Source organism: Xanthomonas indica, assembly GCF_040529045.1.
In the GTDB taxonomy this organism is placed as follows: domain Bacteria; phylum Pseudomonadota; class Gammaproteobacteria; order Xanthomonadales; family Xanthomonadaceae; genus Xanthomonas_A; species Xanthomonas_A indica.
The window spans coordinates 841960-865818 of record NZ_CP131914.1 but is presented as its reverse complement, the minus strand read 5'-3'; the positions used below and the strand labels follow the sequence as shown (position 1 = coordinate 865818).

Annotated in this window: 24 protein-coding genes; 3 read left to right on the top strand and 21 right to left on the bottom strand. The window is 70.1% G+C overall.

Features of this window, described 5'->3' with window-relative positions; translation table 11 throughout:
* Positions 1–17 precede the first annotated feature (17 nt).
* From Q7W82_RS03645 to Q7W82_RS03600, 10 genes are all read right to left on the bottom strand, one after another.
* Positions 18–1832: a DUF885 family protein gene (locus Q7W82_RS03645; RefSeq protein WP_242157224.1), complete on the bottom strand. Its 1815-nt coding sequence runs from the start codon at positions 1830–1832 to the stop codon at positions 18–20.
* Between the two features lie 379 nt (positions 1833–2211).
* Entirely contained in the window at positions 2212–2736 is a 525-nt protein-coding gene (locus tag Q7W82_RS03640) for a transposase (protein ID WP_242157234.1), read from the bottom strand.
* Positions 2737–3162: 426 nt separating this feature from the next.
* On the bottom strand, positions 3163–3504 hold the full coding sequence (locus Q7W82_RS03635) for a lipid-A-disaccharide synthase N-terminal domain-containing protein (RefSeq protein ID WP_019798940.1): 342 nt from the start codon (positions 3502–3504) through the stop codon (positions 3163–3165).
* A gap of 1 nt (position 3505) precedes the next feature.
* On the bottom strand, positions 3506–4228 hold the full coding sequence (locus Q7W82_RS03630; RefSeq protein WP_209230346.1) for a glycosyltransferase family 2 protein: 723 nt from the start codon (positions 4226–4228) through the stop codon (positions 3506–3508).
* 86 nt (positions 4229–4314) lie between these two features.
* Positions 4315–5280 (bottom strand): NAD-dependent epimerase/dehydratase family protein, encoded by a 966-nt coding sequence (locus Q7W82_RS03625; RefSeq protein ID WP_242157235.1) that lies wholly within the window; start codon positions 5278–5280, stop codon positions 4315–4317.
* 203 nt (positions 5281–5483) lie between these two features.
* Positions 5484–5792: a helix-hairpin-helix domain-containing protein gene (locus Q7W82_RS03620; protein ID WP_019798938.1), complete on the bottom strand. Its 309-nt coding sequence runs from the start codon at positions 5790–5792 to the stop codon at positions 5484–5486.
* 33 nt (positions 5793–5825) lie between these two features.
* A complete protein-coding gene (locus tag Q7W82_RS03615) occupies positions 5826–6746 on the bottom strand; it encodes a ParB/RepB/Spo0J family partition protein (protein WP_160946928.1) in 921 nt (306 codons plus the stop codon).
* On the bottom strand, positions 6746–7543 hold the full coding sequence (locus Q7W82_RS03610) for an AAA family ATPase (protein WP_242157243.1): 798 nt from the start codon (positions 7541–7543) through the stop codon (positions 6746–6748). Before Q7W82_RS03610 ends, Q7W82_RS03615 begins: the two co-directional genes overlap by 1 nt.
* An 89-nt stretch (positions 7544–7632) precedes the next feature.
* Entirely contained in the window at positions 7633–8274 is a 642-nt protein-coding gene (gene rsmG / locus Q7W82_RS03605) for a 16S rRNA (guanine(527)-N(7))-methyltransferase RsmG (protein WP_242157261.1), read from the bottom strand.
* A gap of 46 nt (positions 8275–8320) precedes the next feature.
* Entirely contained in the window at positions 8321–8935 is a 615-nt protein-coding gene (locus Q7W82_RS03600; protein WP_242157295.1) for a 4'-phosphopantetheinyl transferase superfamily protein, read from the bottom strand.
* Between the two features lie 141 nt (positions 8936–9076).
* On the opposite strand from Q7W82_RS03600, the gene Q7W82_RS03595 reads away from it, so the two are divergent.
* Positions 9077–9328, top strand: a complete 252-nt coding sequence (locus Q7W82_RS03595) for a GlsB/YeaQ/YmgE family stress response membrane protein (RefSeq protein ID WP_017908994.1) — start codon at positions 9077–9079, stop codon at positions 9326–9328.
* A gap of 64 nt (positions 9329–9392) precedes the next feature.
* On the opposite strand, the gene Q7W82_RS03590 is transcribed toward Q7W82_RS03595, so the two are convergent.
* The 11 genes from Q7W82_RS03590 to Q7W82_RS03540 form a co-directional block, all read right to left on the bottom strand.
* A complete protein-coding gene (locus Q7W82_RS03590) occupies positions 9393–9824 on the bottom strand; it encodes a GFA family protein (protein ID WP_242157304.1) in 432 nt (143 codons plus the stop codon).
* On the bottom strand, positions 9821–10597 hold the full coding sequence (gene xth / locus Q7W82_RS03585) for an exodeoxyribonuclease III (RefSeq protein ID WP_242157306.1): 777 nt from the start codon (positions 10595–10597) through the stop codon (positions 9821–9823). The genes Q7W82_RS03590 and xth overlap by 4 nt, the downstream gene beginning before the upstream one ends.
* A 78-nt stretch (positions 10598–10675) precedes the next feature.
* Positions 10676–11359, bottom strand: a complete 684-nt coding sequence (locus Q7W82_RS03580; protein WP_242157308.1) for a hypothetical protein — start codon at positions 11357–11359, stop codon at positions 10676–10678.
* 161 nt (positions 11360–11520) lie between these two features.
* Complete coding sequence (locus tag Q7W82_RS03575; protein ID WP_242157310.1) at positions 11521–12405, bottom strand: peptidylprolyl isomerase; 885 nt, start codon at positions 12403–12405, stop codon at positions 11521–11523.
* Positions 12406–12499: 94 nt separating this feature from the next.
* The gene (locus Q7W82_RS03570; protein ID WP_242158335.1) at positions 12500–13513 is read right to left on the bottom strand and encodes a glycerophosphodiester phosphodiesterase family protein; all 1014 of its coding nucleotides are present in this window, start codon (positions 13511–13513) and stop codon (positions 12500–12502) included.
* A gap of 552 nt (positions 13514–14065) precedes the next feature.
* Positions 14066–15502 (bottom strand): coniferyl aldehyde dehydrogenase, encoded by a 1437-nt coding sequence (locus Q7W82_RS03565; RefSeq protein WP_242157312.1) that lies wholly within the window; start codon positions 15500–15502, stop codon positions 14066–14068.
* 311 nt (positions 15503–15813) lie between these two features.
* Positions 15814–16497 (bottom strand): pyrimidine 5'-nucleotidase, encoded by a 684-nt coding sequence (gene yjjG / locus Q7W82_RS03560; RefSeq protein WP_242157314.1) that lies wholly within the window; start codon positions 16495–16497, stop codon positions 15814–15816.
* A 116-nt stretch (positions 16498–16613) separates the two neighbouring features.
* A complete protein-coding gene (locus tag Q7W82_RS03555) occupies positions 16614–17099 on the bottom strand; it encodes a M35 family metallo-endopeptidase (protein ID WP_242157323.1) in 486 nt (161 codons plus the stop codon).
* Between the two features lie 194 nt (positions 17100–17293).
* Positions 17294–19024, bottom strand: coding sequence for a cation acetate symporter (locus Q7W82_RS03550; protein WP_242157326.1), 1731 nt, complete (start codon positions 19022–19024; stop codon positions 17294–17296).
* Positions 19021–19338: a DUF485 domain-containing protein gene (locus Q7W82_RS03545; RefSeq protein WP_160969548.1), complete on the bottom strand. Its 318-nt coding sequence runs from the start codon at positions 19336–19338 to the stop codon at positions 19021–19023. Before Q7W82_RS03545 ends, Q7W82_RS03550 begins: the two co-directional genes overlap by 4 nt.
* A gap of 33 nt (positions 19339–19371) precedes the next feature.
* A complete protein-coding gene (locus Q7W82_RS03540) occupies positions 19372–20784 on the bottom strand; it encodes a DcaP family trimeric outer membrane transporter (RefSeq protein WP_242157328.1) in 1413 nt (470 codons plus the stop codon).
* 215 nt (positions 20785–20999) lie between these two features.
* Here Q7W82_RS03540 and acs point away from each other — a divergent pair, with 215 nt between their 5' ends.
* A complete protein-coding gene (gene acs, locus Q7W82_RS03535; RefSeq protein WP_209230359.1) occupies positions 21000–22943 on the top strand; it encodes an acetate--CoA ligase in 1944 nt (647 codons plus the stop codon).
* A 155-nt stretch (positions 22944–23098) separates the two neighbouring features.
* Positions 23099–23764, top strand: a complete 666-nt coding sequence (locus tag Q7W82_RS03530; RefSeq protein WP_242157330.1) for a response regulator transcription factor — start codon at positions 23099–23101, stop codon at positions 23762–23764.
* The last annotated feature ends 95 nt before the right edge of the window (positions 23765–23859 follow it).

Sequence of the window (23859 nt, the reverse complement as noted above, 5' to 3'; positions counted from 1 at the left end):
GGCCTGTGCGGCGGCGATCAGGCCTTCTTCTTGCGCGCGGCGATGTAGGCGCGGATCTGCTGCTGCAGCACCGGCAGCGGCACCGAGCCCTGCTGCAGCACCGCGTCGTGGAAGGACTTGATGTCGAACTCCGGGCCGAGTTCGCGCTCGGCCTCGGCGCGCAGGTCGAGGATGGTCAGCTCGCCGAGCTTGTAGCTCAGCGCCTGGCCCGGCCAGGAGATGTAGCGGTCGACCTCGGTGGTGACCTCGTGCTCGCTGAGCGCGGTGCGCTCGCGCAGGTAGGCCTGCGCCTGTGCGCGGGTCCAGCCCTTGTGGTGCACGCCGGTGTCGATCACCAGACGGCAGGCGCGCCACATCTCGTAGCTGAGCCGGCCGAAGTCCTCGTAGGGCGTGGCGTAGATGCCCATCTCCTTGCCCAGCTTCTCGGTGTACAGCGCCCAGCCCTCGCCGTAGGCGGAGATGTAGTTCTCGCGGCGGAACGCCGGCTGCGCGCCCTGCTCCTCGGCCAGCGCGCCCTGCAGCGAATGGCCCGGCGAGGACTCGTGCAGGGTCAGCGCCGGCAGGTTGTACAGCGGCCGCGACGGCAGGTCGTAGGTGTTGAGCCAGTAGGTGCCGACGCCGCCGCGCCCGGCGGTCCAGAACGGGGCGATGTCCGCCGGCACCGGCACGATGGTGAAGCGCCCGCGCGGCAGCGTGCCGATGAACTTGCCGACCTCCCCGTCCACGCGCTTGGCGATCCACGCGGCACGATCGAGCAACTCCTGCGGGGTCTTCACGTAGAACTGCGGATCGGTGCGCAGGAACTGCAGGAACGCCGGGAAGGTCTTCTGCCCGGCCGGCGCGTGGAAGCCGACCTGCTGGATGATCGCGTCCATCTCCTTCTGGATCCGCGCCACCTCGCGCAGGCCGAGCTGGTGGATCTGCTCGGGGTCCATGTCCAGCGTGGTGTACTCGCGGATCTGTTGGCGGTAGTAGGCCTTGCCGTCTGGCAGGGCTTCGGCGGCCAGCGTGGTGCGTGCCTGCGGCATGTACTCCTGGCGGTAGAAGGCCAGCAGTTGCGCATAGGCCGGGATCACCTTGTCGCGCAGTGCCGCCTGCGCCTGCGCGCGCAGTTGCGCCTGCTCGGCGGCCGGGATCTGCGCCGGCATCTGCTTGAACGGCGTGTACAGCACCGCCGTGGTCGGGTCCTTCAGTTCGGCCACAGTGGCGATGGCGCCGTCGCGACCGTCGAGCACCGCGCGCGGCACGCTGAAGCCACGCTTGAGCCCGGCGCGCATGTTGTCGGTCTGCTGCGCGAAGTAGCGCGGCACGTCCTCCAGCCGCGCGATGTAGGCGCGGTACTCGTCGAGCGTGCGCAGGTTGCGCCGCGCCATGAACGCCAGGTCCGACCAGAACGCGCTGTCGGAGTTGAACGGCATCTCGTAGGCGCGCAGGCGCACCGCCGCGGCCAGGTTCTCCACCTGCGGCCGGTACACCGCCAGGTTCACCTGGTTCTCCGGCGAAAGCTGGGCCGCATCGAGCGTGTCCAGCTGCCGCAGCACGTCCTCCCACACCTTCAGGCGCGCTGCCTGCGCGGCCGCGCCGACATCGGGCAGATGGCGATTGTCGCCGCTGCTGTCGCTGTCCTCGTCGGCCTGCCCGAGCTGCGCCTGGCGCCAGGCCCACTCCTTCTCGTAGATGGCCTGGAAGCGCGCATCGGCGGCGCTGGCGTTGGCCGTTGCCGGTGTTGCGCTGGACGCTGCCGACGACGGCGGCGCGGCCAGTGCGGGCGTGGTCACGGCGAACGCGATCAGCAGGGAAATGGCCAGCGGGGTCTTGGCGAGCATCGGCATGGGCGGCACACGGCGGGAACGGATCGTCGATGATCGCACCCCTGCCCTGCCTGGCGGGTGGGCCGGAAGTCCTGTGTGGGACAAGGCCGGGGACGCAAACGCGCCGCGCGGCGGTTGTGCCGCACTACAACCGTGAGGACTGCAGCTCTGGCTCTGGCTCTGGCTCTGGCTGGCCACGGCCACGGCCACGGCTACGGCTACGGCTACGGCTACGGCTAAGCAGGATGGCCCCCCATGTGGGAGGGACTTCAGTCCCGACGCGCGGTCGCTCCGCCTGCGATAGCACCCAGCAGCAGCCTGCAGCCATTGCACCGCTCGCATGCCTGCTGTTACGAACAGCAACCATGTAACCGCAATCCTCACAGCTGTGTGCACGACATCATGCCGCCGCACATGCACCAGAGCTGGATGCCTCGTACGGCGCGATAGCGGGCGAACACAGCCAAACCGCATCCCAGTACGGGTAGTCGCCAACCCGACGCACCAGACCGGCGCGCAATGGGTTGGCGACGATGTAGCGCGCGGCCGGCAGCAACTGCCGCGCATCGCGTAGTGCGCGATCGTGAAACCCCTCCATCCACACGGCGCCGCCACGGCCGCGCGCGTGATTGGCTGCCCTCGCGGCGCGACCCTTCGCTTCCCGTATGACGGTCGACAGCGCAGCGCCACCATCGAGCATGACCAGCCCATGCCAATGATCGGGCATCAGCACCCAGCACAGAAGTTGCGCGCCCGCCCAGGTGTCGGCATGGCCCAGGCAGGACGCGGCCGCCCAGGCGCATCGCCAATCCTCGAACAGGCGCTGGCGCTGCCAAGTCACGGTGGTGACCAGGTAGATGCGTCCGGTCTCGCTCCAGCGCCCTGCACGCAGCGCGCGGTAGCCTCTGGGAAGTCGAGTGTCCATGACCCCAGGGTTGCAGGGCGGATTCCGCGACACCATCGCGGATCGACCGGCGCAGGTGTGAGGAAACTTGCGGGTGCGGCGTCAGAAATCCTGTACTTGCTGCTGGATGCAGCAGCGGGCAGGGCTACCGAGACGTGGAAGATCGCGCGTCGGGACTGAAGTCCCTCCCACATGTGCGTACCTGATGCCATCGGAGGCGATGACAGCAGGACCACTGAAGCATGGCGGGCTCATGCGTCGGAGCTAAAGCCGCTCCTACGACGGCCGGCGTCAGAAATCCGGTACTCGCTGCTGGATGCAGCAGCGGGCAGGGCTACCGAGACGTTGGAGATCGCGCGTCGGGGCTGAAGCCCCTCCCACAGTTGCAGGGTCGCGATCGGACCGTGTTGCGCACCGCCTGCGATCACGCGCAAGCGTGCCGCGCGCTCAATGCGAGGCGCGGTCGCGGCGCCAGCCGCGGTGCTTGATGTCCAGGTACAGGCTGTAGAAGGCGGTGAAGGCGGGGAACAGGTTCTGCAGCACGCCCACCGAGTCCTGCTTGGCCGAGAACATGAAGTAGCTCAGCGTCATCAGGCTGCCGACCACGCTCATGTACCAGAACAGGCGCGGGATCACCGGCTTGCCGGCGCGCTTGGAAGCGACGAACTGCACCAGCCAGCGGCCACCGAACATCAGCGCGCCGACGTAGCCGATCAGCTTCCAGCCGGTGACGTGCAGCCCGGTCCAGTACAGCGCCTGGATCGGTTCGTTGAGGAAATGCGCCTCCATCTCAGCGCTCCTGCACCGCGGTGCGGCGGCTGCGCGCGATCAGCCAGGCCACGCCGCGCAGATCGCGGATGCCGACCAGGGCGCGGTTGAGGTTGTTGTACTTGGACACGCCGGAGGTGCGGTGGCGGTGGTTCACCGGCACACTCAGGGTCTGCCAGCCGGCGCGCTGCATCAGTGCCGGCAGGTAGCGGTGCATGTGGTCGAAGTACGGCAGGTCCAGGAACGCTTCGCGCTCGAACAGCTTGATGCCGCAACCGGTGTCCGGGGTGTCGTCGCGCAGCATGCGCGCGCGGATCGCGTTGGCCCACTTCGACGCCCAGCGCTTGCTGCCCGAATCCTGCCGCGACACCCGCCAGCCGGCGAACAGCTTGACCAGCGGCGCCGCCGCGGCGCGGGCGGCCAGCAGCTTGGGAATGTCGGCCGGGTCGTTCTGGCCGTCGCCGTCGAGGGTGGCGATCCACAGCCCGCGCGCGGCCTTGACGCCGTTGCGCACCGCGGTGCTCTGCCCGCTCTGGCTGACGTGGTGCAGCACGCGCAGTTCCGGCGTGGAGGCCTTCAGCCCTTCGAGCACCGCCAGGGTGTCGTCACGCGAATGGTCGTCGACATAGACGATCTCGAAGTCGATCGTGCCGCGCAGCGCAGCGACGATCTCGGCGACCAGCGGCGGCACGTTGTCGCGCTCGTTGAACACCGGGACGACGACGGAAAGGGAAAGCTGGCTCATGGATTCGGCAAGGCTGGGCGCGGGGGCGCGTGGGGGAAAAAAGCGGCAGGCATTGTGCCGCGGACCGATGATCCGCGGATGAAGCGTCAGGCGGCGGCGCCGAAATACTCCCGGCACCAGGCCACCACCTGCGGCAGGCCGACCTCGATCGGGGTGCTCGGATCGAAGCCGAACGCGGCGTGGGCCCGCGCAGTATCGGCCATCGTCTCGATCATGTCGCCCGGCTGCATCGGCCGGTACACCTTTTCGGCGCTGCGCCCGGCGGCGGCCTCGATCACCGCGATGAAACGCTCCAGCTCCACCGGGGTATGGTTGCCGAGGTTGAACACGCGGTGCGGCACCGCCTCGCCGGACGGGTGATCGAGCGCGCCGAGCACGCCGGCGACGATGTCGGCGACGAAGGTGAAATCGCGGCGCATGCGCCCGTGGTTGAACACCTCGATCGGGCGCCCGGCCAGCACCGCGCGGCTGAACAACAGCGGCGCCATGTCCGGGCGGCCCCACGGACCATACACGGTGAAGAAACGCAGCCCGGTGGCGCGCAGGCCGTACAGCTGCGCGTAGGTATGGGCCATCAGTTCGTTGGCGGCCTTGGTCGCCGCGTACAGCGAGCGCGGCTGGTCGATGCGCTGGTCCTCGGAGAACGGCGGCGTCGCCGAATCGCCATAGACCGAACTGCTGGACGCATAGACCAGGTGCTCCACGCCGCGGTGCCGGCACAGCTCCAGCATGTTGACGAAGCCGACCAGGTTGCTGTCGACGTAGGCGTAGGGATTCTGCAGCGAATAGCGCACCCCGGCCTGCGCGCCCAGATGCACGACGCGGGTCGGCTGCACCTCGTCGAACAGCGCGGCCAGGCCGTCGCGGTCGGTCAGGTCCAGGGTGCGGATGTCCGCGCCCGCGCACAGCGCGGCGACGCGGTCGCGCTTGAGCTGCGGGTCGTAGTAGTCGTTGTAGTTGTCCAGGCCCACCACCAGCTGCCCGGCGGCGCGCAGCGCGCGGACAGTGTGGGCACCGATGAAGCCGGCGGCGCCGGTGACGAGAGTGGGCATGGCGGAATCCTGGAAAGCGAAAGGCGAAGAAACGGCGGGCGTCGCGACACGGCAACGATCAGGGCAGGCGGGCGTTGACGCCGCCCGGATCGACGGCGCCCGCCCGGCGGTGCTGCAGGATCGGGCTGCCGCCCGGGCTGATCTGCGTGTCCTCGTTGCTCATGCAATGCTCCGGTTGCTGGTGCGCGCCGCGGCGCGCGGCCTCAGCGCAGGGTCAGCGGCGCGTCCTTGGCCAGCGCCGCCTTGCGCTCCTTGCTGAACTCCCACCACGGACGCGGCGTCTCGCCCTGCATGAAGCGCACGATCGACAGGAACACGTCGATCACGCAGTGGTCGTGCACCACCCCGGTGCGCAGGCACAGCTGCGCATACATGTCGTAGGGATCGCGGCCATGCAGGTGCGCGGGCACGCGGATGCCGATCAGGCGCAGGTCCTTCTCGCAGGCCGGCCCGACGTTGGGCAGGTCGGTCAGGCGCAGCAGATGGTGGCGGTCGACCTTGCTGGGATGCATGGCGGAAGCGGTCCTGGCGGACGCAGGCGGCGCTCAGGCCTGCCGCGGGCGCAGTTTCTCGAGCACGCCGTCCAGCGTGTCCAGGTCGGTGTAGTGGATCACCAGCTTGCCCTTGCCGCCGCGGCCGTGGGCGATGGACACCTTGGTGCCCAGCGACTCGGACAGCTCGGTCTCCAGCGAGGCGATGTCGGCCTGCGGCGCGGTGCGCGCCGGCTTGGCCTTGCGGTTGCTCGGCACCTTGCCGGCGGCGAACTGCTGCGCGCGGTGCTCGACCTCGCGCACCGACCAGCCCTGGTCGGCGGCGTCGGAGGCCAGGCGGCTGGCCAGTTCCGGCGACAGCGTCAGCAGCGCGCGCGCATGGCCCATCTCCAGGCGCCGCGCTTCCAGCAGCGCGCGGATCGCCGGCGGCAGTTCCAGCAGGCGCAGCAGGTTGGACACCGAGGCGCGCGAGCGGCCCACCGCTTCGGCGGCCTCGGCATGGGTCAGCGAGAATTCGTCGATCAGCCGCTGCAGCGCCTGCGCCTCTTCCAGCGGATTGAGGTCCTCGCGCTGGATGTTCTCGATCAGCGCCATGGCGATGACGGTGCGATCGTCCAGCTCGCGCACCACCACCGGCACCTCGCTGAGGCCGGCCAGCTGCGAGGCGCGCCAGCGGCGTTCGCCGGCGACGATCTCGAAACTGCCCGGGGCCAGTTCGCGGGCGACGATCGGCTGGATCACGCCCTGCGCCTTGATCGACTCGGCCAGCTCCTGCAGCTTGGCCTCGTCCATCTCCTGGCGCGGCTGGTACTTGCCCGGCTGCAGCTGGCCGACCGGCAGACGGCGCAGGCTCTCGCCCGGCTGCAGCTCGGCGGTGGGCACCGGCGCCGCCGCGCCCTTCGGCCCCAGCAGCGCTTCCAGGCCACGGCCGAGGCCGCGCTTCTTCGCTCCGAGGGCGGGGGGCTTGGCACTCATCAGTACGTCTCCATGGCCGGCATCGGCCGATTGCGTTCGTTGCGGCGGCGCACGATCTCGCCGGCCAGTCCCAGGTAGGCGACGCCGCCGCGCGAGGTGCGGTCGTAGCCGACGATGCTCTGGCCATGGCTGGGCGCCTCGGCTAGGCGCACGTTGCGCGGCACGATGGTGCGGAACACCTTGTCGCCGAAGTGGTTGGTCAGCTCCGCCGACACCGCGTTGGCCAGGTTGTTGCGCACGTCGAACATGGTGCGCAGCACGCCTTCGATCTCCAGCGCCGGATTCAGTTCGGCGCGCAGCGCCTCGATCGTCTCCAGCAGCGCGGTCAACCCTTCCAGCGCGTAGTACTCGCACTGCATCGGCACGATCACCGAATCGGCGGCGGTCAACGCGTTCAGGGTCAGCAGCGACAGCGCCGGCGGGCAGTCGATCAGGATGAAGTCGTAGGCCTCGCGCAGCGGCGCCAGCGCGGTCTTCAGCCGCTGCTCGCGCGCCGGCTGGTCCATCAGCTGGATCTCGGCGGCGGTGAGATCGATGTTGCCCGGCAGCAGGTCGAAGCCCTCCGGCGCGGTCACCCGGATCTGTTCGGCGCTGCTCTCGCCGAGCAGCACGTCGCAGGTGGAGGCGGCCAGCTCGCGCTTGTCGATGCCGCTGCCCATGGTCGCATTGCCCTGCGAGTCCAGGTCCACCAGCAGCACGCGCTGCGACTGCCGCGCCAGCGACGCGGCCAGATTGACCGCCGTGGTGGTCTTGCCGACGCCGCCCTTCTGGTTGGCGATGGCGATGATGCGGGCCATGCGGGAGCCTCGTCGGCGATGGGGTGGGACCGGGCATTATGCGGTCACAGCCCCCCCTGGCGGAAATCGGGGCCGGCCGCGGCCGCCGCTCAACCGCGCTCGACCACCACCAGGTGGCGGTCGGCGCCCAGGCCGGGGACCTGCAGCGGGTGCACCGTCGGCGCCACCCAGCCCGGCGGCAGCGCGGCGATCTCCTCGTCCGGGCGCACGCCCTTCATGGCCAGCAGACGCCCGCCGGGGCGCAACAGGTGGCCGCCGACGGCGACGATGCCGGCCAGGGTATCCAGCGCGCGCGCGGTCAGCAGATCGTAGGCGCCGGCCTCGTGCAGCGCCTCGGCGCGCGATTCGGCCACCCGCGCGTTGTCCAGGCGCAGCTGGCGCACCGCCTCGCGCAGGAACCGCGCCTTCTTGCCGTTGCTCTCGACCAGGGTCACCCGCAGTTGCGGCCGCGCGATCGCCAGTGGAATGCCGGGCAGCCCCGGGCCGGTGCCCAGGTCGGCCAGTGCGCCCTCGCTGGCGAACGGCTGCATTGCCAGCGAATCCAGCAGGTGGCGGGTCACCATCTCGTGCGGGTCGCGGATCGCGGTCAGGTTGTAGGTGCGGTTCCAGCGCGTCAGCAGCGCCAGGTAGGCCAGCAGCGGCGGCGCCAGTGCGGCGGCGTCCAGGCCTTGCGCGTGCAGGCCCTGCTCGAGCGCGACGCGGACGGAATCGGGAAGGGAGGCATTGGTCATCGGCGGATTATCGCAGGTGCCGCCGCGGCCCGAAGCGCGCGCCGCGCTAGGCCGACGCCGCGCACCAGGCCAGGGCGGCCCGGTAGCCGGGCGCGGCCTCCCATTCGTGCAGGTGCCAGGCCGCGACCGGGCCCAGCCCCGGGTCGCACCAGACCAGGCGCAGCGCGCCGCCGGCGTCCTCGGCGAAGCGCAGCCGGTGCAGGCCGAAGGCGATGCCGTGGCCATGCGCCTTGAGCAGCGCCTCCTTGGCGCACCACAGGCGGAAGAACAGTGCCTCGCGGGCCGGCGCCGCCAGCGCGGCCAGCAGCGCGACCTCGTCCGGATGGAAGAAGCGCTGCGCCAGTTCCAGCAGGCGCGGCCGCGGCCGCTGGCGCTCGATGTCCACGCCCAGCCGCGCATGCGCGGCGACCGCCACCAGCAGGTAGTCGCCGCTGTGGCTCCAGCCGGTGTCCACGTGCGCCAGCGGTGCGTGCAGCCCGGGCCGGCCGCGGGCGTCGCGGCGCAACGGCAACTGCGCCGCCGGCATCGCCAGTTCGCCGGCCAGCAGGCGTCGCGCCTGCGCCTCGCCGGAGGTGCGCGGCGGATGCGGGCGCAACCACACTGCCACCGGACCGAAGCGCCACTCCGGCGACTCCGCGGTCGGGGCGGGACTGGGCGGCACCGGTACGCTCACGCCGCGCCCACAAAGCGCAATGGCGGCTGCGCAGCGCGGCCGGCGCTATACGGTCGCTTCACGGCGGCGCTCCTTAAATGGCGCCCACCCCACCGCTCCGGGTGTGGGCCGAACCGAGGAGTCTGACGCATGGGCATCATCATCTGGTTGATCGTCGGCGGCATCGTGGGCTGGCTGGCCAGCATCATCATGCGCCGTGACGCACAGCAGGGCATCATCCTGAACATCGTGGTCGGCATCGTCGGCGCGCTGATCGCCGGCTGGCTGTTCGGCGGCGGCATCAACCAGGCGATCACCCTGTGGACGTTCCTGTATTCGCTGATCGGCGCGATCATCCTGCTGGCGATCGTCAACCTGTTCACCCGCGGCCGCGCGCGCTGACGCGTCGCCCCCGCCGCTTGCGCAAACGCCCGGTTCGCCGGGCGTTTTGCGTTTGTGCCCCGGCTCACGGCGCAGCGCGATCGGCCGGGTGCCGCACACCGTCCTCGACCGGTACCGCGATGGCCAGCGCATACGGGTCCACGCCTTCCAGGCAGCCGACGTTGTAGCCGTACAGGCTGGGATCGGAGCGGCGCCGATGATGCGTGTAGATGCCGCAGGTACTGCAGAAGTAGTGCTGTGCGGTGTGGGTATGGAACTGGTACAGGCGCAGCGCCTGCTCGCCCTGGCGGACATGCAGGGCGGCCAGCGGCACCGAGGCGACGATGGCGCCGCGGCGCCGGCACAGCGAGCAGTTGCAGCGGCGCGGGTCGACGATGCCGTGCGGCAGCTCGAGGTCGATCTGCACCGCACCGCAGTGGCAGCTCAGCCGGTGCAGCGGCGCGATCGCGGTATCGCCGACCTTGTCGATGCAGCGGCGCAGGTGGCGCTCGCTCATGCTGCCGGCTCCAGTTCGACCCAGGCCGGCGCATGGTCGCTGGGGCGGTCCCAGGTCCGTGGCTCGCGGTCGATGCCGGCCCCGCGGGTGCGCGCCTTCAGCGCCTCGGACACCAGGGTCAGGTCGATGCGCAGGCCCAGGTCGCGGCGGAAGCCGGCTTGGCGGTAATCCCACCAGCTGAAGATGCCGCCATCGGCATGGTGCAGGCGGAAACCGTCGTGCAGGCCGAGGGCGAGCAGCTTGTGCAGGGCGCCGCGCTCGGCGGTGGAGGTGAGGATGTGGTTGTCGCTCCACACCAGCGGATCGTGCACGTCGCGCGCGTCCGGGGCGATGTTGAAGTCGCCCAGCACCACCAGCCGCGGATGCCGCTGCAGCTCGTCGGCCAGCCAGGCGTGCACCGCCTCCAGCCAGCGCAGCTTGTAGGCGTACTTGTCGGTGCCCACGTCCTGGCCGTTGACCACGTACAGATTGACGATGCGCAGGTCGCCGACGGTGGCGGCGATGGCGCGCTTCTGTTCGTCCTCCAGGCCCGGCACGCCGATCTGCACGTCGCTGATCGGCGCGCGCGACAGGATCGCCACGCCGTTGTAGGTCTTCTGCCCGGCGAACACGCTGCGGTAGCCGGCCTCGGCCAGCGCCGTGTCGGGAAACTTGTGGTCCTCCAGCTTGGTCTCCTGGATCCCGACCACGTCCGGCGCGAACCCGGCCAGCCACTGTTGCAGGTGCGGCAGGCGCACGTTGAGCGAGTTGACGTTCCAGCTGGCGATCTTCAAGGGAAATCCGGGACGGGGAGCCGGCCGCTATTCTGACTGCAGCCGCCGCAGCGGCCAAACCCCGGGGCACCGGGCCATTCAGCGCCGCGCGCAGCACTGCGCGAACAGCGCCGGCGCCAGGCGCAGCGCCTGCTGCCGCTGCGCCTCGTTCAAGCCGTCGAGCAGTTCCTCGGCGCCGAGCGCCTGTTCCGGCGGCGGGAACGGCCGCTCCGGCGCCTGCCGCGCGGCCAGTTGCCAGGCCGCGGCATACGGCGGGTCGGCCACCGCCAGCCAGGGCGCGCGCAGCAGTTGCGCCAACGCGTCGATGGACCCGCGGTCGCCATGCAGCGCGCGGTCTTCCAGTTGCGTCACCACCTCCTCGGCGTCGCGCTCGTCGGCGGCCGACAGTGGCGTGCGTTGCCCGTCCGCGTCGGTGGCGCCAGCCCGTGCCACCACCTGCGCCACGCGCCGGGTCAGGAGGTAGCGCTGCGCATCCGCATCGCCGCGTGCGGCCGCGCTGTGCAGCATCGCCTCGATCTGTGCCGCATCGAGTTGGGCGACGTCGCGGCAGGCCGCGCGCCGGCGCTGTTCGGCGACGCGGCGCGCCGCAGCGGTCGCAGGGTCGTCCTTGTCCGCGCCCGGCAGCACGACCGGACTGGGCGGCGCCTGCGCGCGTTGCCGGCAATCCAGCGCCAGCATCGCGGTGGTGTACAGGCGTTGCGCCTCGCTGGTCGCGGGCGCGGGTGTCGCGTCGGGCGCGGTGCCGGCGGACGCGGAGGGCATCGGCGTGCTCAACGCTGGCGGTCGTGGCGAGGGCGCCAGCGCCGCCGCGCGCGGGGGCGCGGCGGGCACTGCCGCCGATGGCGTCCGCATGGCCGCGAGCGCCACCGCCGCCACGGCTGCGCCGCCGAGCCAGAGCAGGCGGCGCCGCGACCCCGCCATGCTCACTGCGCCGCGGCCGCGTAGGCCGCGCGGTCGAAGGCGATCGGCTGCGCCGCGCGCAGCCGCTGCATGGCGTAGTCGGCGGCCTGCTCGCGCAACTGCAGGGCGATCTGCCCGCGCGCCGTCTCGAACGTCGCATCGGTCTTCGCATCCAGGCGGATCAGGTGATAGCCATCGGGGCCGCGTACCGGCGCAGACACCTGATCTACCGCAAGCTGGCGGATCGGCGCGACGAAGGCATCGGCCAGGTAGCGGCCGAAGGTCGGCGACAGCTGCCCGCCCTCGCCGGCGCTGGCGGCGTCGTCGGATTCGCGCTTCGCCAACGTGGCGAAGTCGGCGCCGCCGTCGAGCTGACGCTTGAGCGCCTCGGCGCGCTGCAGCGCGTGCGCCTCGCTCAGCGTTTGCCCGGCACGCGGTCCGCCCTGCGGGCGCAGCGCGACGAACAGATGCCGCAGATGGTATTCGGTGTAGTCGTCCGGGTGCGCGGCGAACTGCTGGCGCAGCCTCGCCTCGTCGATCTGCACATCGGTCCCGAGCCGCGCCTTCGCGGCGTCGGCCAGGATCGCGTCGGCGGCCTGGCGCAGGCGCGCGGCCACCACAGGATCGTCCTGCAGATGCTGCTGCCTGGCCTGCTCCAGCAGGATGGCGCGATCGGCGAAACGGCGCACGATGGACGGGTCGTCGATCTTGGCGAGGCTGCGGACGTCATTGCCGACCAGCGCGCGGTACTCGCTGGCGGTGAACTGCTGTGCGCCCACGCGCAGGACCACCGGATCGGTGGCACCGCGGTCGGCGACGGGCGCGGCCAGCGCGGCGACGGCGCTCAGCGCGCAGGCGGCCAGCACGACGGACTTGGCGAAGGCGGACTTGGCGAAAGGAAGGAACATGCGCTTCTCCGGGAAAGAGGCGGCGCGCGGCGGCGGAGCGCCGCGGCCGCAAAAAGCGGCCGACCGCAGGGCCGGCCGCCAGACGTACCAGGACTCAGTCGTGCTTGTCGCGCGCCTTGAGGTAGGCGATCGCCGCCTTCGGATCGTCGGTGGTGATCAGGCTGAACGCCTCCTGGTTGACGATGAAGTTGAGATCGCCACGGTTGTCGGCGGTGTCGCGGCCGCCGGAATAGGAGAAGTACAGGTCCGACAGCCGATAGCAGCAGGCGCCGCTGTTCTGGTAGAACTCCCCGGCGCGCGGGCTGTCCGGAATCGCCTGGAACACGCCCACGCGCACGCCGCGTTCGCGCACGCGATCGGCCTCGTCCTGCAACAGGCCGCCGACCTGCTTGACGTTGATCTCCATCGCCTGCTTGGTGTCCAGCCAGGCCGAGACGGCATTGTTGACGTTGATCTTGGTCAGCATGTTGGTGGTGAACACCGGGATGCCGACCATGCTGCTGCCATCGGCACGGAACGCCGAGCGGCTCGGGTACAGGGTGGCGTTGACCTTGGCCGCGACGAAGCTGGGCGAGGCCGCCGAGAACGCGGCGTCGGCCGCACGCGACACCGCACGGACCGCGTCGGCGGTCTTGATGTCGAACACGATCGGGGTCTTCAGGCCGTGCGCCTTGAAGTAGGAGAACAGCTCGTCCACGCGCGGCACGTGGTAGCCGGTGGTGGTGCGGCGGTCGGGGGTCAGCAGGAACAGGCCGCTCACCACCGACCACGGGGTCACGGTGATCGACGGGTTGTAGCCCTGGTTGGTCATCGGGTCGTACTTGGTCTCGCCGGCACGGCTGGTCCAGACGTTGGTGGTGCGGCCCAGGTTCCAGTCGTGCAGCACCACCGGCACGCCGTCGCTGGTCATCTTGATGTCCAGTTCCACGCCGTCCATGCACTGGTCGTTGGCCAGCTGCAGCGCGCCACGCGAGTTTTCCGGCATGTCGGGGAAGTTGCCGTACTTGCCCCACAGACCGCGGTGGGCCAGCACCATGGTGTCGCCGCTGCTGTCGGCGAACAGGATGTTGCTCATCTTGGTGCCGACGGTGTCGTTGCAGTTGGCCATGGCCAGCTGCGGCACGACGGCCAGCACCGCCAGGGCGGCGAGCGCGCGGCAGGCGCGTGCCAGGGGCGAGGGAAACAATGCGATCTTCATTGGGCTGCGTCCGGTTCTGAAGGAAAGGGGAAGACATGGGGGACGAGCGCCGGTCAGGTCGACGCATGACGGCAGCTCGTGTGGTGCGCTCCGCACGGACGTCTCGCGCAGGAGCCTGAGCCACCGTGATCGGCGGCGGCGTCGGGCGAGAACCTAATAACTTACTGTGAATTATTTATTTCCGGTGCACGACCCGGTGATGGACTGTGGACTGCGCCGCGCTTTGGTGCCGTCTGGGTTTGCGGTGCGTCCCGGTGACGGGTCGGTCGGACCACATCTGTGAGCGCCGACCGACGCGTGCACCCGCGGGATCGGGCCTGGGCTTCGCCGGTCGCGGCTGAAGCAGGCTTCTAGTGCACACATTTTCTTGTAGGAGCGGCTTCAGCCGCGACGCTCTACCGGTAACGCCTCGTCGCGGCTGAAGCCGCTCCTACACGCAGGTGCCCTATCGCGACGTCCCGCTCACCGCACCAGGAACGAAAGCATGCGCGCGATCCGCGCGTACGGCGGCTTCAGCAGGTCGCTGCCGGCGCGGCGGGCCTGCCACAGGATCGGCAAGGCCTTGCTGAAAGCGTCGAAGCCGGCGCGGCCGTGGTAGGCGCCCATGCCGCTGGGGCCGATGCCGCCGAACGGCAGCGCGTTGGCGGCGAAGTGCAGCAGGCTGTCGTTGACGGTGACGCCGCCGGCGACGGTGGCATGCAGGATGCTCTCGATGCGCGCGCGGTCGTGGCTGAAGGGATACAGCGCCAGCGGCCGGTCGCGGCTGTTGATCTCGGCGATGGCCGCATCCAGCGAGCGGTAGCTGCGCACCGGCAGGATCGGGCCGAAGATCTCCTCCTGCATCAGCACTGCGTCGTCGCCCGGCTGCAACACCACGGTCGGCACGATCAGCCGCTCGCGCTCGGCGCGTTCGCGCTCCACCGTGGCCAGTTCGATGACCTCCAGGCCGCGCGCACGGGCATCGTCCAGATAGCTGCGCAGGCGCCGGTACTGGCCGTCGTTGACGATGCGGGTGTAGTCCTCGGCACTGGCGAAATCGCCGTAGCGCGCCAGCACCTGCGCACGCAGCGCCTGCACCAGCGCCGCCTCGCGGCCGGCGTCGACCAGCACGTAGTCCGGGGCGATGCAGGTCTGCCCGGCGTTGAACCACTTGCCGGTGGCCAGGCGCGCGGCGGCCTGTTCCAGCGGGTAGTCGGCGCAGACGATGGCCGGCGACTTGCCGCCCAGTTCCAGGGTCAGCGGGGTCAGGTTGGGCGCGGCGGCGGCCATCACCTTGCGCCCGACCGCGGTGGACCCGGTGAACACCAGGTGGTCCAGCGGCAGCGCGGCGAACGCCGACGCCACCTCGGCCCCGCCCAGCGCCACCGCCACCCGCTGCGGCGGGAACACCTCGGCCAGCAGCGACTGCAGGAACTGCGCGCTGCGCGGGGTGTGCTCGGAGGGTTTGAGATAGACGTGGTTGCCGGCGGCGATGGCGGTGGCCAGCGGGATCAGCGCCAGGTTGACCGGGTAGTTCCAGGGCGCGATCACCCCGACCACGCCGACCGGCACCGGCCGCACTTCCGCCCGCGCCGGCCACAGCCGCCAGCCGGCGCCGACCCGCTGCGGGCGCATCCAGCGCGTGAGGTGGCGCAACAGATGATCGATCTCGCCGAGCACGGTCATGCCATCGGCCAGCAGCGATTCGTGGCGCGAACGGTGGCCGAAATCGGCGGCGATGGCATCGGCCATCTCCGGCAGCCGCCGCTTCAGCGCCGCGCGCAACCGCAGCAGGTCCTCGCGGCGTTGCGTGCGATCCGGCTTGGCCGATTGCCAGGCCGCGCGCAGGCGCTGCAGGGTGACGGGCAAGGCCGCAAGCGGCGTGTCGGCGGAAGCGGCGTCGGCAACGGAGGTCGGCATGGGCGCACTATACGATGGCGGTTGCGGCTGTCGTGCGCCATGCCATGGGTCGGCAGCATGCGGCCGAGACCCCGGGTCTGAGGGTGTGTCGCGTCGGGACTGAAGTCCCTCCCACAAAGGCGCAGGAGCAACAGAGCGAGATGCTGCGGCATACCGTTCCGGGACCGACAGCCCCACCCTTCCGCTGTCGGGACTAACGTCCCTCCTACAAGGGAGCACATGTCAGCATCGCTGCGGACTGGAGTTTGCACCTGTGGGAGGGACTTCAGTCCCGACCCGATGACCTCAGGCGCTGCCGCGCATCCACCCGGCTATGCGGGTTCTTCCAGCAGCCACGCCTGCAGCTGCGCCAGCGAGGCGACTTCGTGGTGCGGCACGATGCCCTCCGGCGCGGCGGCGCCATGCGCATTGAACCAGCAGGTGTGCAGGCCCGCGGCCAGGCCGCCGGCGATGTCCGCCTGCGGGTTGTCGCCGACCATCAGCACCTGCGCCGGCGGCGGATCGCCCAGCTGCGCCAGCGCGTGCGCGAAGATCGCAGGGTGCGGCTTGGCCACGCCCACCACCTCGGAGATGGCGATCACCTCGAAGCGATCGTGCAGGCCGGTGCGCTGCAGGCGGGCGGTCTGCAGCGCGCCGAAGCCGTTGGTGACCAGGCCCAGGCGGGCGCGTCCGCGCAGGGCGTCGAGCAGGTCCACCGCCCCATCCAGCGGCGCACACAGTTCGGCCATCGCCGCCAGGAACGCCGCGTTCAAGGTCTCCGGCGCGGTCTGCAGGCGCTGCGCCCAGTCGGCGAACCGGCGCTGCTGCAATTGCAGCGCCGTGATCGCCCCGTTCTGGTACTGCACCCACAGCGGCCGGTTGCAGGCGGTGTAGGCGGCGTACTCGGCTTCGCCGAACTGCACGCCGTAGCCGGCGAACATGCGCTGCAGGCCGGCGAAGGCGTCGAAGTGGAACAGGGTGTCGTCGGCGTCGAACAGGATCCAGCGGTAGCGCATGCGGTGGCACGACGAAGGCAGCGGGCGGTCATGGTAACGCCGCCTCGCCGCACAGACGACGACGCCGGCCCTTGGGCCGGCGTCGCCTGCGGCAACTCAGCACTGCGCTGCCGCCGTCATCCGCCCGTCCGTGCCAGGTCCTCGACCAGCAACTCGTAGGCATCGGCGGTGTTGCGCTTGAGCGTATAGGACAGCGCACGGACCTGCCGCTCGCCATAAGCATGGTCGTCGGTGCCCCGCACCACCGCCCAGTGCGACGCCTCGTGAACCAGGGTCCCCGCCTGCTCCACCGCATCCAGGGTGAAGTATGCCGCGCACAGGTAGATGCGCTGCGGATTGTTCGGCCACACGTACGCGATCGTGTCCTCGGCCTCGTGCTCGTCGAACTCGAACGCGGTCGTGCGGTCCAGCCGCTGCAGCGCCTCGACGATCTGTCGGTAGTCCCGACGGTAGCCGTCCAGATGCGCGGGGGTGCCGCGGCTGTCGAAATGCTTGCCGACCAGGCCGGCGAGCGCCTGATCGGACAGCCCGAGGACGTGGTTGCAGAGGGCCACGGCGTTTGCCAGCGCTTTGTCGGCGACCTGGAATTCCTGCGGATTCAATGGGCGTGTCATCGTCTTGCCTCGTCATCGGCCACATGGCCGTGACGCCAGCGTGCGGCGACCAGCGCGCGCCGGCACTCGGTCAGCGCCTCAGATCGGCAGGCGCAGATGCTGATGCCGACAACGTCGCGATCGCTCCAACGCAGGACGCCGGCACGAGGCCGGCGTCCTGTCGATGACAGCCGTGTCGATGCTCAGTGCCCCGACCCGCGCGAGGCGCCCAGCCCGGTCTCGGCGCGGATCTGCTGCGCCTTGAACGCGGCACGTTCCTTGCCGGCCTGCGCGCTGCGGTCCAGCACCGAGAACAGCCAGATGCCGACGAAGCCGATGGTCACCGAGAACAGCGCCGGCGAGGTGTACGGGAACGGCGCCGAGCCGGTCGGGTTGCCCAGCGTGTCCACCCATACCGACGGCGACAGCACGGTCAGCACCAGCGAGGAGATCAGGCCCAGGAAGCCGCCGATCACCGCGCCGCGGGTGGTGCAGTTCTTCCACAGCAAGGACAGGATCAGCACCGGGAAGTTGGCCGATGCGGCGATGGCGAAGGCCAGCGACACCATGAAGGCCACGTTCTGCTTCTCGAACACGATGCCCAGCAGCACCGCGATCACGCCCAGGGCGATGGTGGTGACGCGCGACACCTTCAGTTCCGAGCCGGGGGCCGGATTGCCCTTCTTGATCACCGTGGCGTACAGGTCGTGGGACACCGCCGAGGCGCCGGACAGGGTCAGGCCGGCGACCACCGCCAGGATGGTGGCGAAGGCCACCGCGGAGATGAAGCCCATGAACACGTTGCCGCCCACCGCATTGCCGACCAGCACCGCCGCCATGTTGGCCGCGCCCTTGCCGCCGTGGATGGTGCCGGTGGCGACGTCGGCGAACTGCGGGTTGGTCAGCACCAGGGCGATGGCGCCGAAGCCGATGATGAAGATCAGGATGTAGAAGTAGCCGATCCAGGTGGTGGCCCACAGCACCGACTTGCGCGCCTGCTTGGCGTCGGGGACGGTGAAGAAGCGCATCAGGATGTGCGGCAGGCCGGCGGTACCGAACATCAGCGCCATGCCGAAGGAGATCGCCGAGATCGGATCCTTGACGAAGCCGCCCGGGCCCATGATCGACAGGCCGGCGCTGGCCGCCTCTTCCGGCGAGGCGCCGCCGTTGGCCGCCACCGCGGTCTTCACCCGCACGCCCTCGGCGAACAGCGCCTCGAAGCTGAAGTTGAAGTGCCACATGATCGCCACCGCCATGAACGTCACGCCGGTCAGCAGCAGCACCGCCTTGATGATCTGCACCCAGGTGGTGGCGGTCATGCCGCCGAACAGCACGTAGACCATCATCAGCACGCCGACCAGGCTCACCGCCACCCAGTAGTCCAGGCCGAACAGCAGCTTGATCAGCGCGCCGGCGCCGACCATCTGCGCGATCAGGTAGAACAGCACCACCACCAGCGTGCCGGAGGCGGCGAAGGTGCGGATCGCGGTCGGCGCGAAGCGGTAGCCGGCCACGTCGGCGAAGGTGTACTTGCCGAGGTTGCGCAGGCGCTCGGCCATCAGGAAGGTCAGGATCGGCCAGCCGACCAGGAAGCCGATGGCGTAGATCAGGCCGTCGTAGCCATTGGTCATCACCGCCGCGGTGATGCCCAGGAACGAGGCCGCCGACATGTAGTCGCCGGCGATCGCCAGGCCGTTCTGGAAGCCGGTGATGCCGCCGCCGGCGGTGTAGAAATCGGACGCCGAGCGGGTCTTCTTCGCCGCCCACTTGGTGATCCACAGGGTGCCGGCGACGAAGAAGGCGAACATCCCGATCGCCACCCAGTTGGTCGGCTGCTTGTCGGTCTGGCCGACATCGCCGCCGGCGGCCAGGGCCGCGCCGGCCGGCAGCAGCGCGGCCAGCAGCAGCAGAAGGAAGCGCAGGTGCTTGCTCATTGGCGGGCGTCCTCGAGGATGTCGGCGGTCAGCTGGTCGTACACGGTGTTGGCGCGACGCACGTAGATGGCGGTGATGGCGATGGTGAAGACCATCACCCCGATCGCGATCGGAATGCCGATGGTGGTGACGCCGCTGCCCATCGGCTGGGCCAGGAACGCCTTGTCGAAGGCGATCAGGCCGATGAAGCCGAAGTAGGCCAGCAGCATCAGGATGGTCAGCGTCCAGCCCAGCGCGTTGCGCTGGCGCTTGAGCGCGTGGTACTTCGGATTGGCGTCGATCTTGGCGATCAGCGCGTCGTTGGAGAGGGTCATGTGGTGCCTCCGGGGTAGTGACCGCAGCGCGGATCAGAAGCTGTACTTGGTGGTGAACTGCAGGCGGGTGATGTCGCCCTTGGCGCCGCTTTCGATCTCGCGCTTGCCGTACATCAGCTCGGCGCCGATATCGACCTTGGGCAACGGCGAATAGAAGACGTTGCCGCGGATGCTCTGCACGCTTTTGGTCACGCCCAGGCCGGTGCGCGCGGTGTCGTTGTCGTAGTCGCTGCGCGCGTAGATCAGGTTGGTGCGCAGCTTGGGCGAGAACGCATGCCGCCAGCCGACGTAGCCGGCGACCACCCCGACCGTGTCCAGGTCGCGATCGGCCGCGTCGTACACCGCGTTCTGGGCGATGCCCAGGCCGATGTAGCGGCCGATGCCTTCGCCGCCGGTGAGCTGGTAGAACAGGCTGTCGCTGTCGCTGGCCACCCACTTGCCGCCCAGGGTCAGGCCGCCGGAGGCCTTGCTGGCGTCGGCGCCGGTGGCGCGGTTGTCGACCTTCTGCTGGCCGACCACGCCGGCGACGCCGAAGCTGCCCCAGTCGCCCTTCCAGCCGTAGCGCACGGTCAGGTCCGGCAGCGCGCCACGGTCGGAGCTGGCGGTGCTGACCACGCCGGCCGCGCTGCGCGTGTACAGGGTGGTTTCCGGGTTCTCCAGGGCGATGCTGAAGCCGCCGTTGGTATAGCGCAGCTGCGCCTGGCGCACAAACACCACGCCGTCGGTGGGGCCGATGAAATCGGCCGCTTCCGGCAGCGCCGCCGGGTCCATGAAGTTGGACCAGGTCTGGCCGGCCAGCCAGTGGTTCCAGTACATGTAGGCGTGGCGCAGGGTGGCGCCGTAGGTGTTGGTGGCGGTCTGGGTGCCCAGCGCGTTGCCGAAGAAGTCCAGTTCCACCAGCGCGCCGGCCTTGTTGCCGCCCTCGGTGACGCTGTCCACGCCGAAGTTGATCCGCGAGAACTTGGCGTGGGCGTTGTAGTCGGTGCCGGACTTGGCGCCGCCCACCGGGGTCTGCCCGGGCAGGTACAGCGCGCGGCCGGTGGCATCGTCGGCGAGTTGGCCGTCGCCGGTGCGGGTGGCCAGGAAGTCGGCCTTGATGAAGCCGCCGACCTTGAACGTGGTGCCGGGCGCCGCGCCCGGGGTGATGGTGGTGACCTGGATCGGCGCCTTGCCGGCCGGCGGTGCCGGGGGTGCCGGCGGCGGCGCGGCCTGGCTGGAGCGGACCGCGGCGACCTCGGTCTGGGTCTGCGTGATCTGCCCCTGTTGCTGTTGCTGCGCGGACAGCAGTTGCTGCACCTGCCGCTCCAGCTCGGCCACGCGGGTCTCCAGCGCCTGTTCGCGCGCCGAGGGTTTGCCTTGGGCGAAGGCCGCGCCAGGCGCGACCAGGGCCACCAAGAGCGCGGCCGCCAACGGGCGGCGCGCCAAGGATGCGATGCGGTTGCTCATTACTCCCTCCCGAATAATGGATGGCCGCACGCATGCGCACGGCCGTAGCCCAGCGTGCGCGAGCGCGCCGGCCGCGCCTATTGGCCATTAGTCGAACGTCGGCTGAGTTACGACCATCGTCTAAGGCCCGACGCGTGTGCGCCTGACGCCGGATGCGGCACACTGCGCGTTGACGCGCCGCCGCATGCGGCGCCCCGTTCATTGCAGAGGGAACCATGGCCGATCTCTATCCCGTCGATCCGCAGTTCGCCGCCCGTGCGCGGGTCGACAAGACCCAGTACCAGACCCAGTACAAGGCATCGGTGGAACAGCCGGAGGCGTTCTGGGGCAAGGTGGCCGAGCGCCTGGACTGGTTCAAGAAGCCGACCCGCATCAAGGACGTCAGCTTCGCCCTGGACGACTTCCACATCCGCTGGTTCGACGACGGCGAACTCAACGCCAGCGTCAACTGCCTGGACCGGCAACTGGCCACCCGCGGCGACAAGACCGCGCTGCTGTTCGAGCCGGATAGCCCGGACGCGCCGTCCTACCGCGTCACCTATCGCGAGCTGTACGAGCGCGTGTGCCGGCTCGGCAACGCGCTGCGCGCACTGGGCGTGCAGAAGGGCGACCGCGTCACCATCTACCTGCCGATGATCCCCGACGCGGCAGTGGCAATGCTGGCCTGCGCGCGCATCGGCGCGATCCACTCGGTGGTGTTCGGCGGCTTTGCGCCCAACTCGATCGCCGACCGGGTGATCGACTGCGGCAGCAAGCTGATCATCACCGCCGACGAAGGCCTGCGCGGGGGCAAGAAGATCCCGCTCAAGGCCAACGTGGACGCGGCGCTGAAGCTGCCCGGCACCACCAGCGTGGAAACCGTGCTGGTGGTGCGCCACACCGGCGGCGCGGTGGACATGCAGGCCCCGCGCGACCGCTGGTTCCACGACGTGGTCGACAGCCAGCCGGCCGAATGCGAACCCGAGCGCATGAACGCCGAGGACCCGCTGTTCATCCTCTACACCTCCGGTTCCACCGGCAAGCCCAAGGGCGTGCTGCATACCACCGCCGGCTACTTGCTGTACGCGGCCTACACCCACGAGACCGTGTTCGACCTGCGCGAGGACGACATCTACTGGTGCACCGCCGACGTCGGCTGGGTCACCGGCCACAGCTACATCGTCTACGGGCCGCTGGCCAACGGCGCCACCGCGCTGATGTTCGAGGGCGTGCCCAACTACCCGAGCGTGTCGCGCTTCTGGGAGGTCATCGACAAGCACCAGGTGACGATCTTCTACACCGCCCCGACCGCGATCCGCGCGCTGATGCGCGAGGGCGAGGCGCCGGTGAAGAAGACCGCGCGCACGAGTCTGCGCCTGCTCGGCAGCGTCGGCGAGCCGATCAATCCCGAAGCCTGGCGCTGGTACTACGACGTGGTCGGCGATGGCCGCTGCCCGATCGTGGACACCTGGTGGCAGACCGAGACCGGCGGCATCCTGATCACCCCGCTGGCCGGCGCCATCGACCTCAAGCCCGGCTCGGCCACGCTGCCGTTCTTCGGCGTGCAGCCGGCGCTGGTCAGCGCCGACGGCGAGATCCTGGAAGGCGCCACCGAGGGCAATCTGGTGCTGCGCGATTCCTGGCCGGGGCAGATGCGCACCGTCTACGGCGACCACCAGCGCTTCATCGACACTTACTTCCGCACCTACCCCGGCAGCTACTTCACCGGCGACGGCTGCCGCCGCGATGCCGACGGCTACTACTGGATCACCGGCCGCGTCGACGACGTCATCAACGTCTCCGGCCATCGCATCGGCACCGCCGAGGTGGAGAGCGCGCTGGTGGCCCACCCCAAGGTCGCCGAGGCGGCGGTAGTCGGCTTCCCGCACGACATCAAGGGCCAGGGCATCTACGCCTACGTGACCCTGGTCGCCGAAGAACAGCCGAGCGAGGCCCTGCACAAGGAACTGGTGGCCTGGGTGCGCAAGGAGATCGGCCCGATCGCCGCCCCCGACCACCTGCAGTGGGCGCCCGGCCTGCCCAAGACCCGCTCGGGCAAGATCATGCGCCGCATCCTGCGCAAGATCGCCGAGAACGCCCCCGACCAACTCGGCGACACCTCGACCCTGGCCGATCCGTCGGTGGTGGATTCGTTGGTGAACGAACGGCTCGCGCGCTAGCGCGCTACGCGCGCCGGGAATGGGGAATCGAGAATGGGGAATGGAAAAAGCCATTCCCCGTCGCTTCATTCACGCAGGCGCCCGACGCGTTGCTTTTGCCGTTGCTTTTGCCGTTGCCATTCCCCATTCCCGGTTCCCCACTCCCGGCCTTCCAAATGCCCACCCTGCTGATCGCCGACGACCATCCCCTGTTCCGCGAGGCGCTGCGCGGGGCGGTGCAGCGGGTGATGCCCGGGGTGCAGTTGTACGAGGCCGACAGTGTCGAGACGCTGTACGCGCTGGCCGAGCGCCATGCCGATGCCGATCTGCTGCTGATGGATCTCAACATGCCCGGCGCGCAGGGCTTCAGCGCGCTGGTGCACATGCGCGCGCTGCATCCGCAGTTGCCGGTGGTGGTGGTGTCCGCGCGCGAGGAGCCGACGGTGATGCGGCGCGCGCTGGACCACGGCGCGTTCGGCTTCATTCCCAAGTCGGCCGATTCGGACACCATCGGCCTGGCCCTGGGCACGGTGCTGGACGGCGAACACTGGGCGCCGCCGGAAGCGCACAACGTGCCGCCCACCGACCGCGCCGAGCGCGAGGTCGGCCAGCGCCTGCGCGAACTGACCCCGCAGCAGTTCCGCGTGCTGCAGATGCTCGGCGCCGGCAGCCTCAACAAGCAGATCGCCTACGACCTGGGCGTGTCCGAGGCCACGATCAAGGCGCACGTCACCGCGATCCTGCGCAAGCTCGGCGTCACCAACCGCACCCAGGCGGTGCTGCTGGCCGGCAAGCTGGCCATCGACAGCGACGCCATCGTGCTGCCGCCGGAAGAGGACTGAGCCGGCAGCGCTCGCGCGGCCCCGGTTTGCGTCTACCGCTCCGCCCTCCCGCGCGCCAAGGTGCACGTGGCGCGCCGCATCGCGGTCCCGCGCCG

Bases quoted from the DNA above. Each gene is read 5' to 3' on its own strand.
- Q7W82_RS03595 (WP_017908994.1), top strand. From the start codon at position 9,077: ATGGGCATCATCATCTGGTTGATCGTCGGCGGCATCGTGGGCTGGCTG.
- Q7W82_RS03620 (WP_019798938.1), bottom strand. From the start codon at position 5,792: ATGCATCCCAGCAAGGTCGACCGCCACCATCTGCTGCGCCTGACCGAC.
- Q7W82_RS03565 (WP_242157312.1), bottom strand. From the start codon at position 15,502: ATGCCGACCTCCGTTGCCGACGCCGCTTCCGCCGACACGCCGCTTGCG.
- yjjG (WP_242157314.1), bottom strand. From the start codon at position 16,497: ATGCGCTACCGCTGGATCCTGTTCGACGCCGACGACACCCTGTTCCAC.
- Q7W82_RS03550 (WP_242157326.1), bottom strand. From the start codon at position 19,024: ATGAGCAAGCACCTGCGCTTCCTTCTGCTGCTGCTGGCCGCGCTGCTG.
- Q7W82_RS03570 (WP_242158335.1), bottom strand. From the start codon at position 13,513: ATGGCCAACTGCAACGACACCGTCGGCACCAAGATGAGCAACATCCTG.
- Q7W82_RS03540 (WP_242157328.1), bottom strand. From the start codon at position 20,784: ATGAGCAACCGCATCGCATCCTTGGCGCGCCGCCCGTTGGCGGCCGCG.
- Q7W82_RS03615 (WP_160946928.1), bottom strand. From the start codon at position 6,746: ATGAGTGCCAAGCCCCCCGCCCTCGGAGCGAAGAAGCGCGGCCTCGGC.
- Q7W82_RS03575 (WP_242157310.1), bottom strand. From the start codon at position 12,405: ATGTTCCTTCCTTTCGCCAAGTCCGCCTTCGCCAAGTCCGTCGTGCTG.
- Q7W82_RS03640 (WP_242157234.1), bottom strand. From the start codon at position 2,736: ATGGACACTCGACTTCCCAGAGGCTACCGCGCGCTGCGTGCAGGGCGC.
- acs (WP_209230359.1), top strand. From the start codon at position 21,000: ATGGCCGATCTCTATCCCGTCGATCCGCAGTTCGCCGCCCGTGCGCGG.
- Q7W82_RS03530 (WP_242157330.1), top strand. From the start codon at position 23,099: ATGCCCACCCTGCTGATCGCCGACGACCATCCCCTGTTCCGCGAGGCG.
- Q7W82_RS03545 (WP_160969548.1), bottom strand. From the start codon at position 19,338: ATGACCCTCTCCAACGACGCGCTGATCGCCAAGATCGACGCCAATCCG.
- Q7W82_RS03630 (WP_209230346.1), bottom strand. From the start codon at position 4,228: ATGAGCCAGCTTTCCCTTTCCGTCGTCGTCCCGGTGTTCAACGAGCGC.
- Q7W82_RS03645 (WP_242157224.1), bottom strand. From the start codon at position 1,832: ATGCCGATGCTCGCCAAGACCCCGCTGGCCATTTCCCTGCTGATCGCG.
- rsmG (WP_242157261.1), bottom strand. From the start codon at position 8,274: ATGACCAATGCCTCCCTTCCCGATTCCGTCCGCGTCGCGCTCGAGCAG.
- Q7W82_RS03635 (WP_019798940.1), bottom strand. From the start codon at position 3,504: ATGGAGGCGCATTTCCTCAACGAACCGATCCAGGCGCTGTACTGGACC.
- Q7W82_RS03590 (WP_242157304.1), bottom strand. From the start codon at position 9,824: ATGAGCGAGCGCCACCTGCGCCGCTGCATCGACAAGGTCGGCGATACC.
- Q7W82_RS03610 (WP_242157243.1), bottom strand. From the start codon at position 7,543: ATGGCCCGCATCATCGCCATCGCCAACCAGAAGGGCGGCGTCGGCAAG.
- Q7W82_RS03580 (WP_242157308.1), bottom strand. From the start codon at position 11,359: ATGCCCTCCGCGTCCGCCGGCACCGCGCCCGACGCGACACCCGCGCCC.
- Q7W82_RS03625 (WP_242157235.1), bottom strand. From the start codon at position 5,280: ATGCCCACTCTCGTCACCGGCGCCGCCGGCTTCATCGGTGCCCACACT.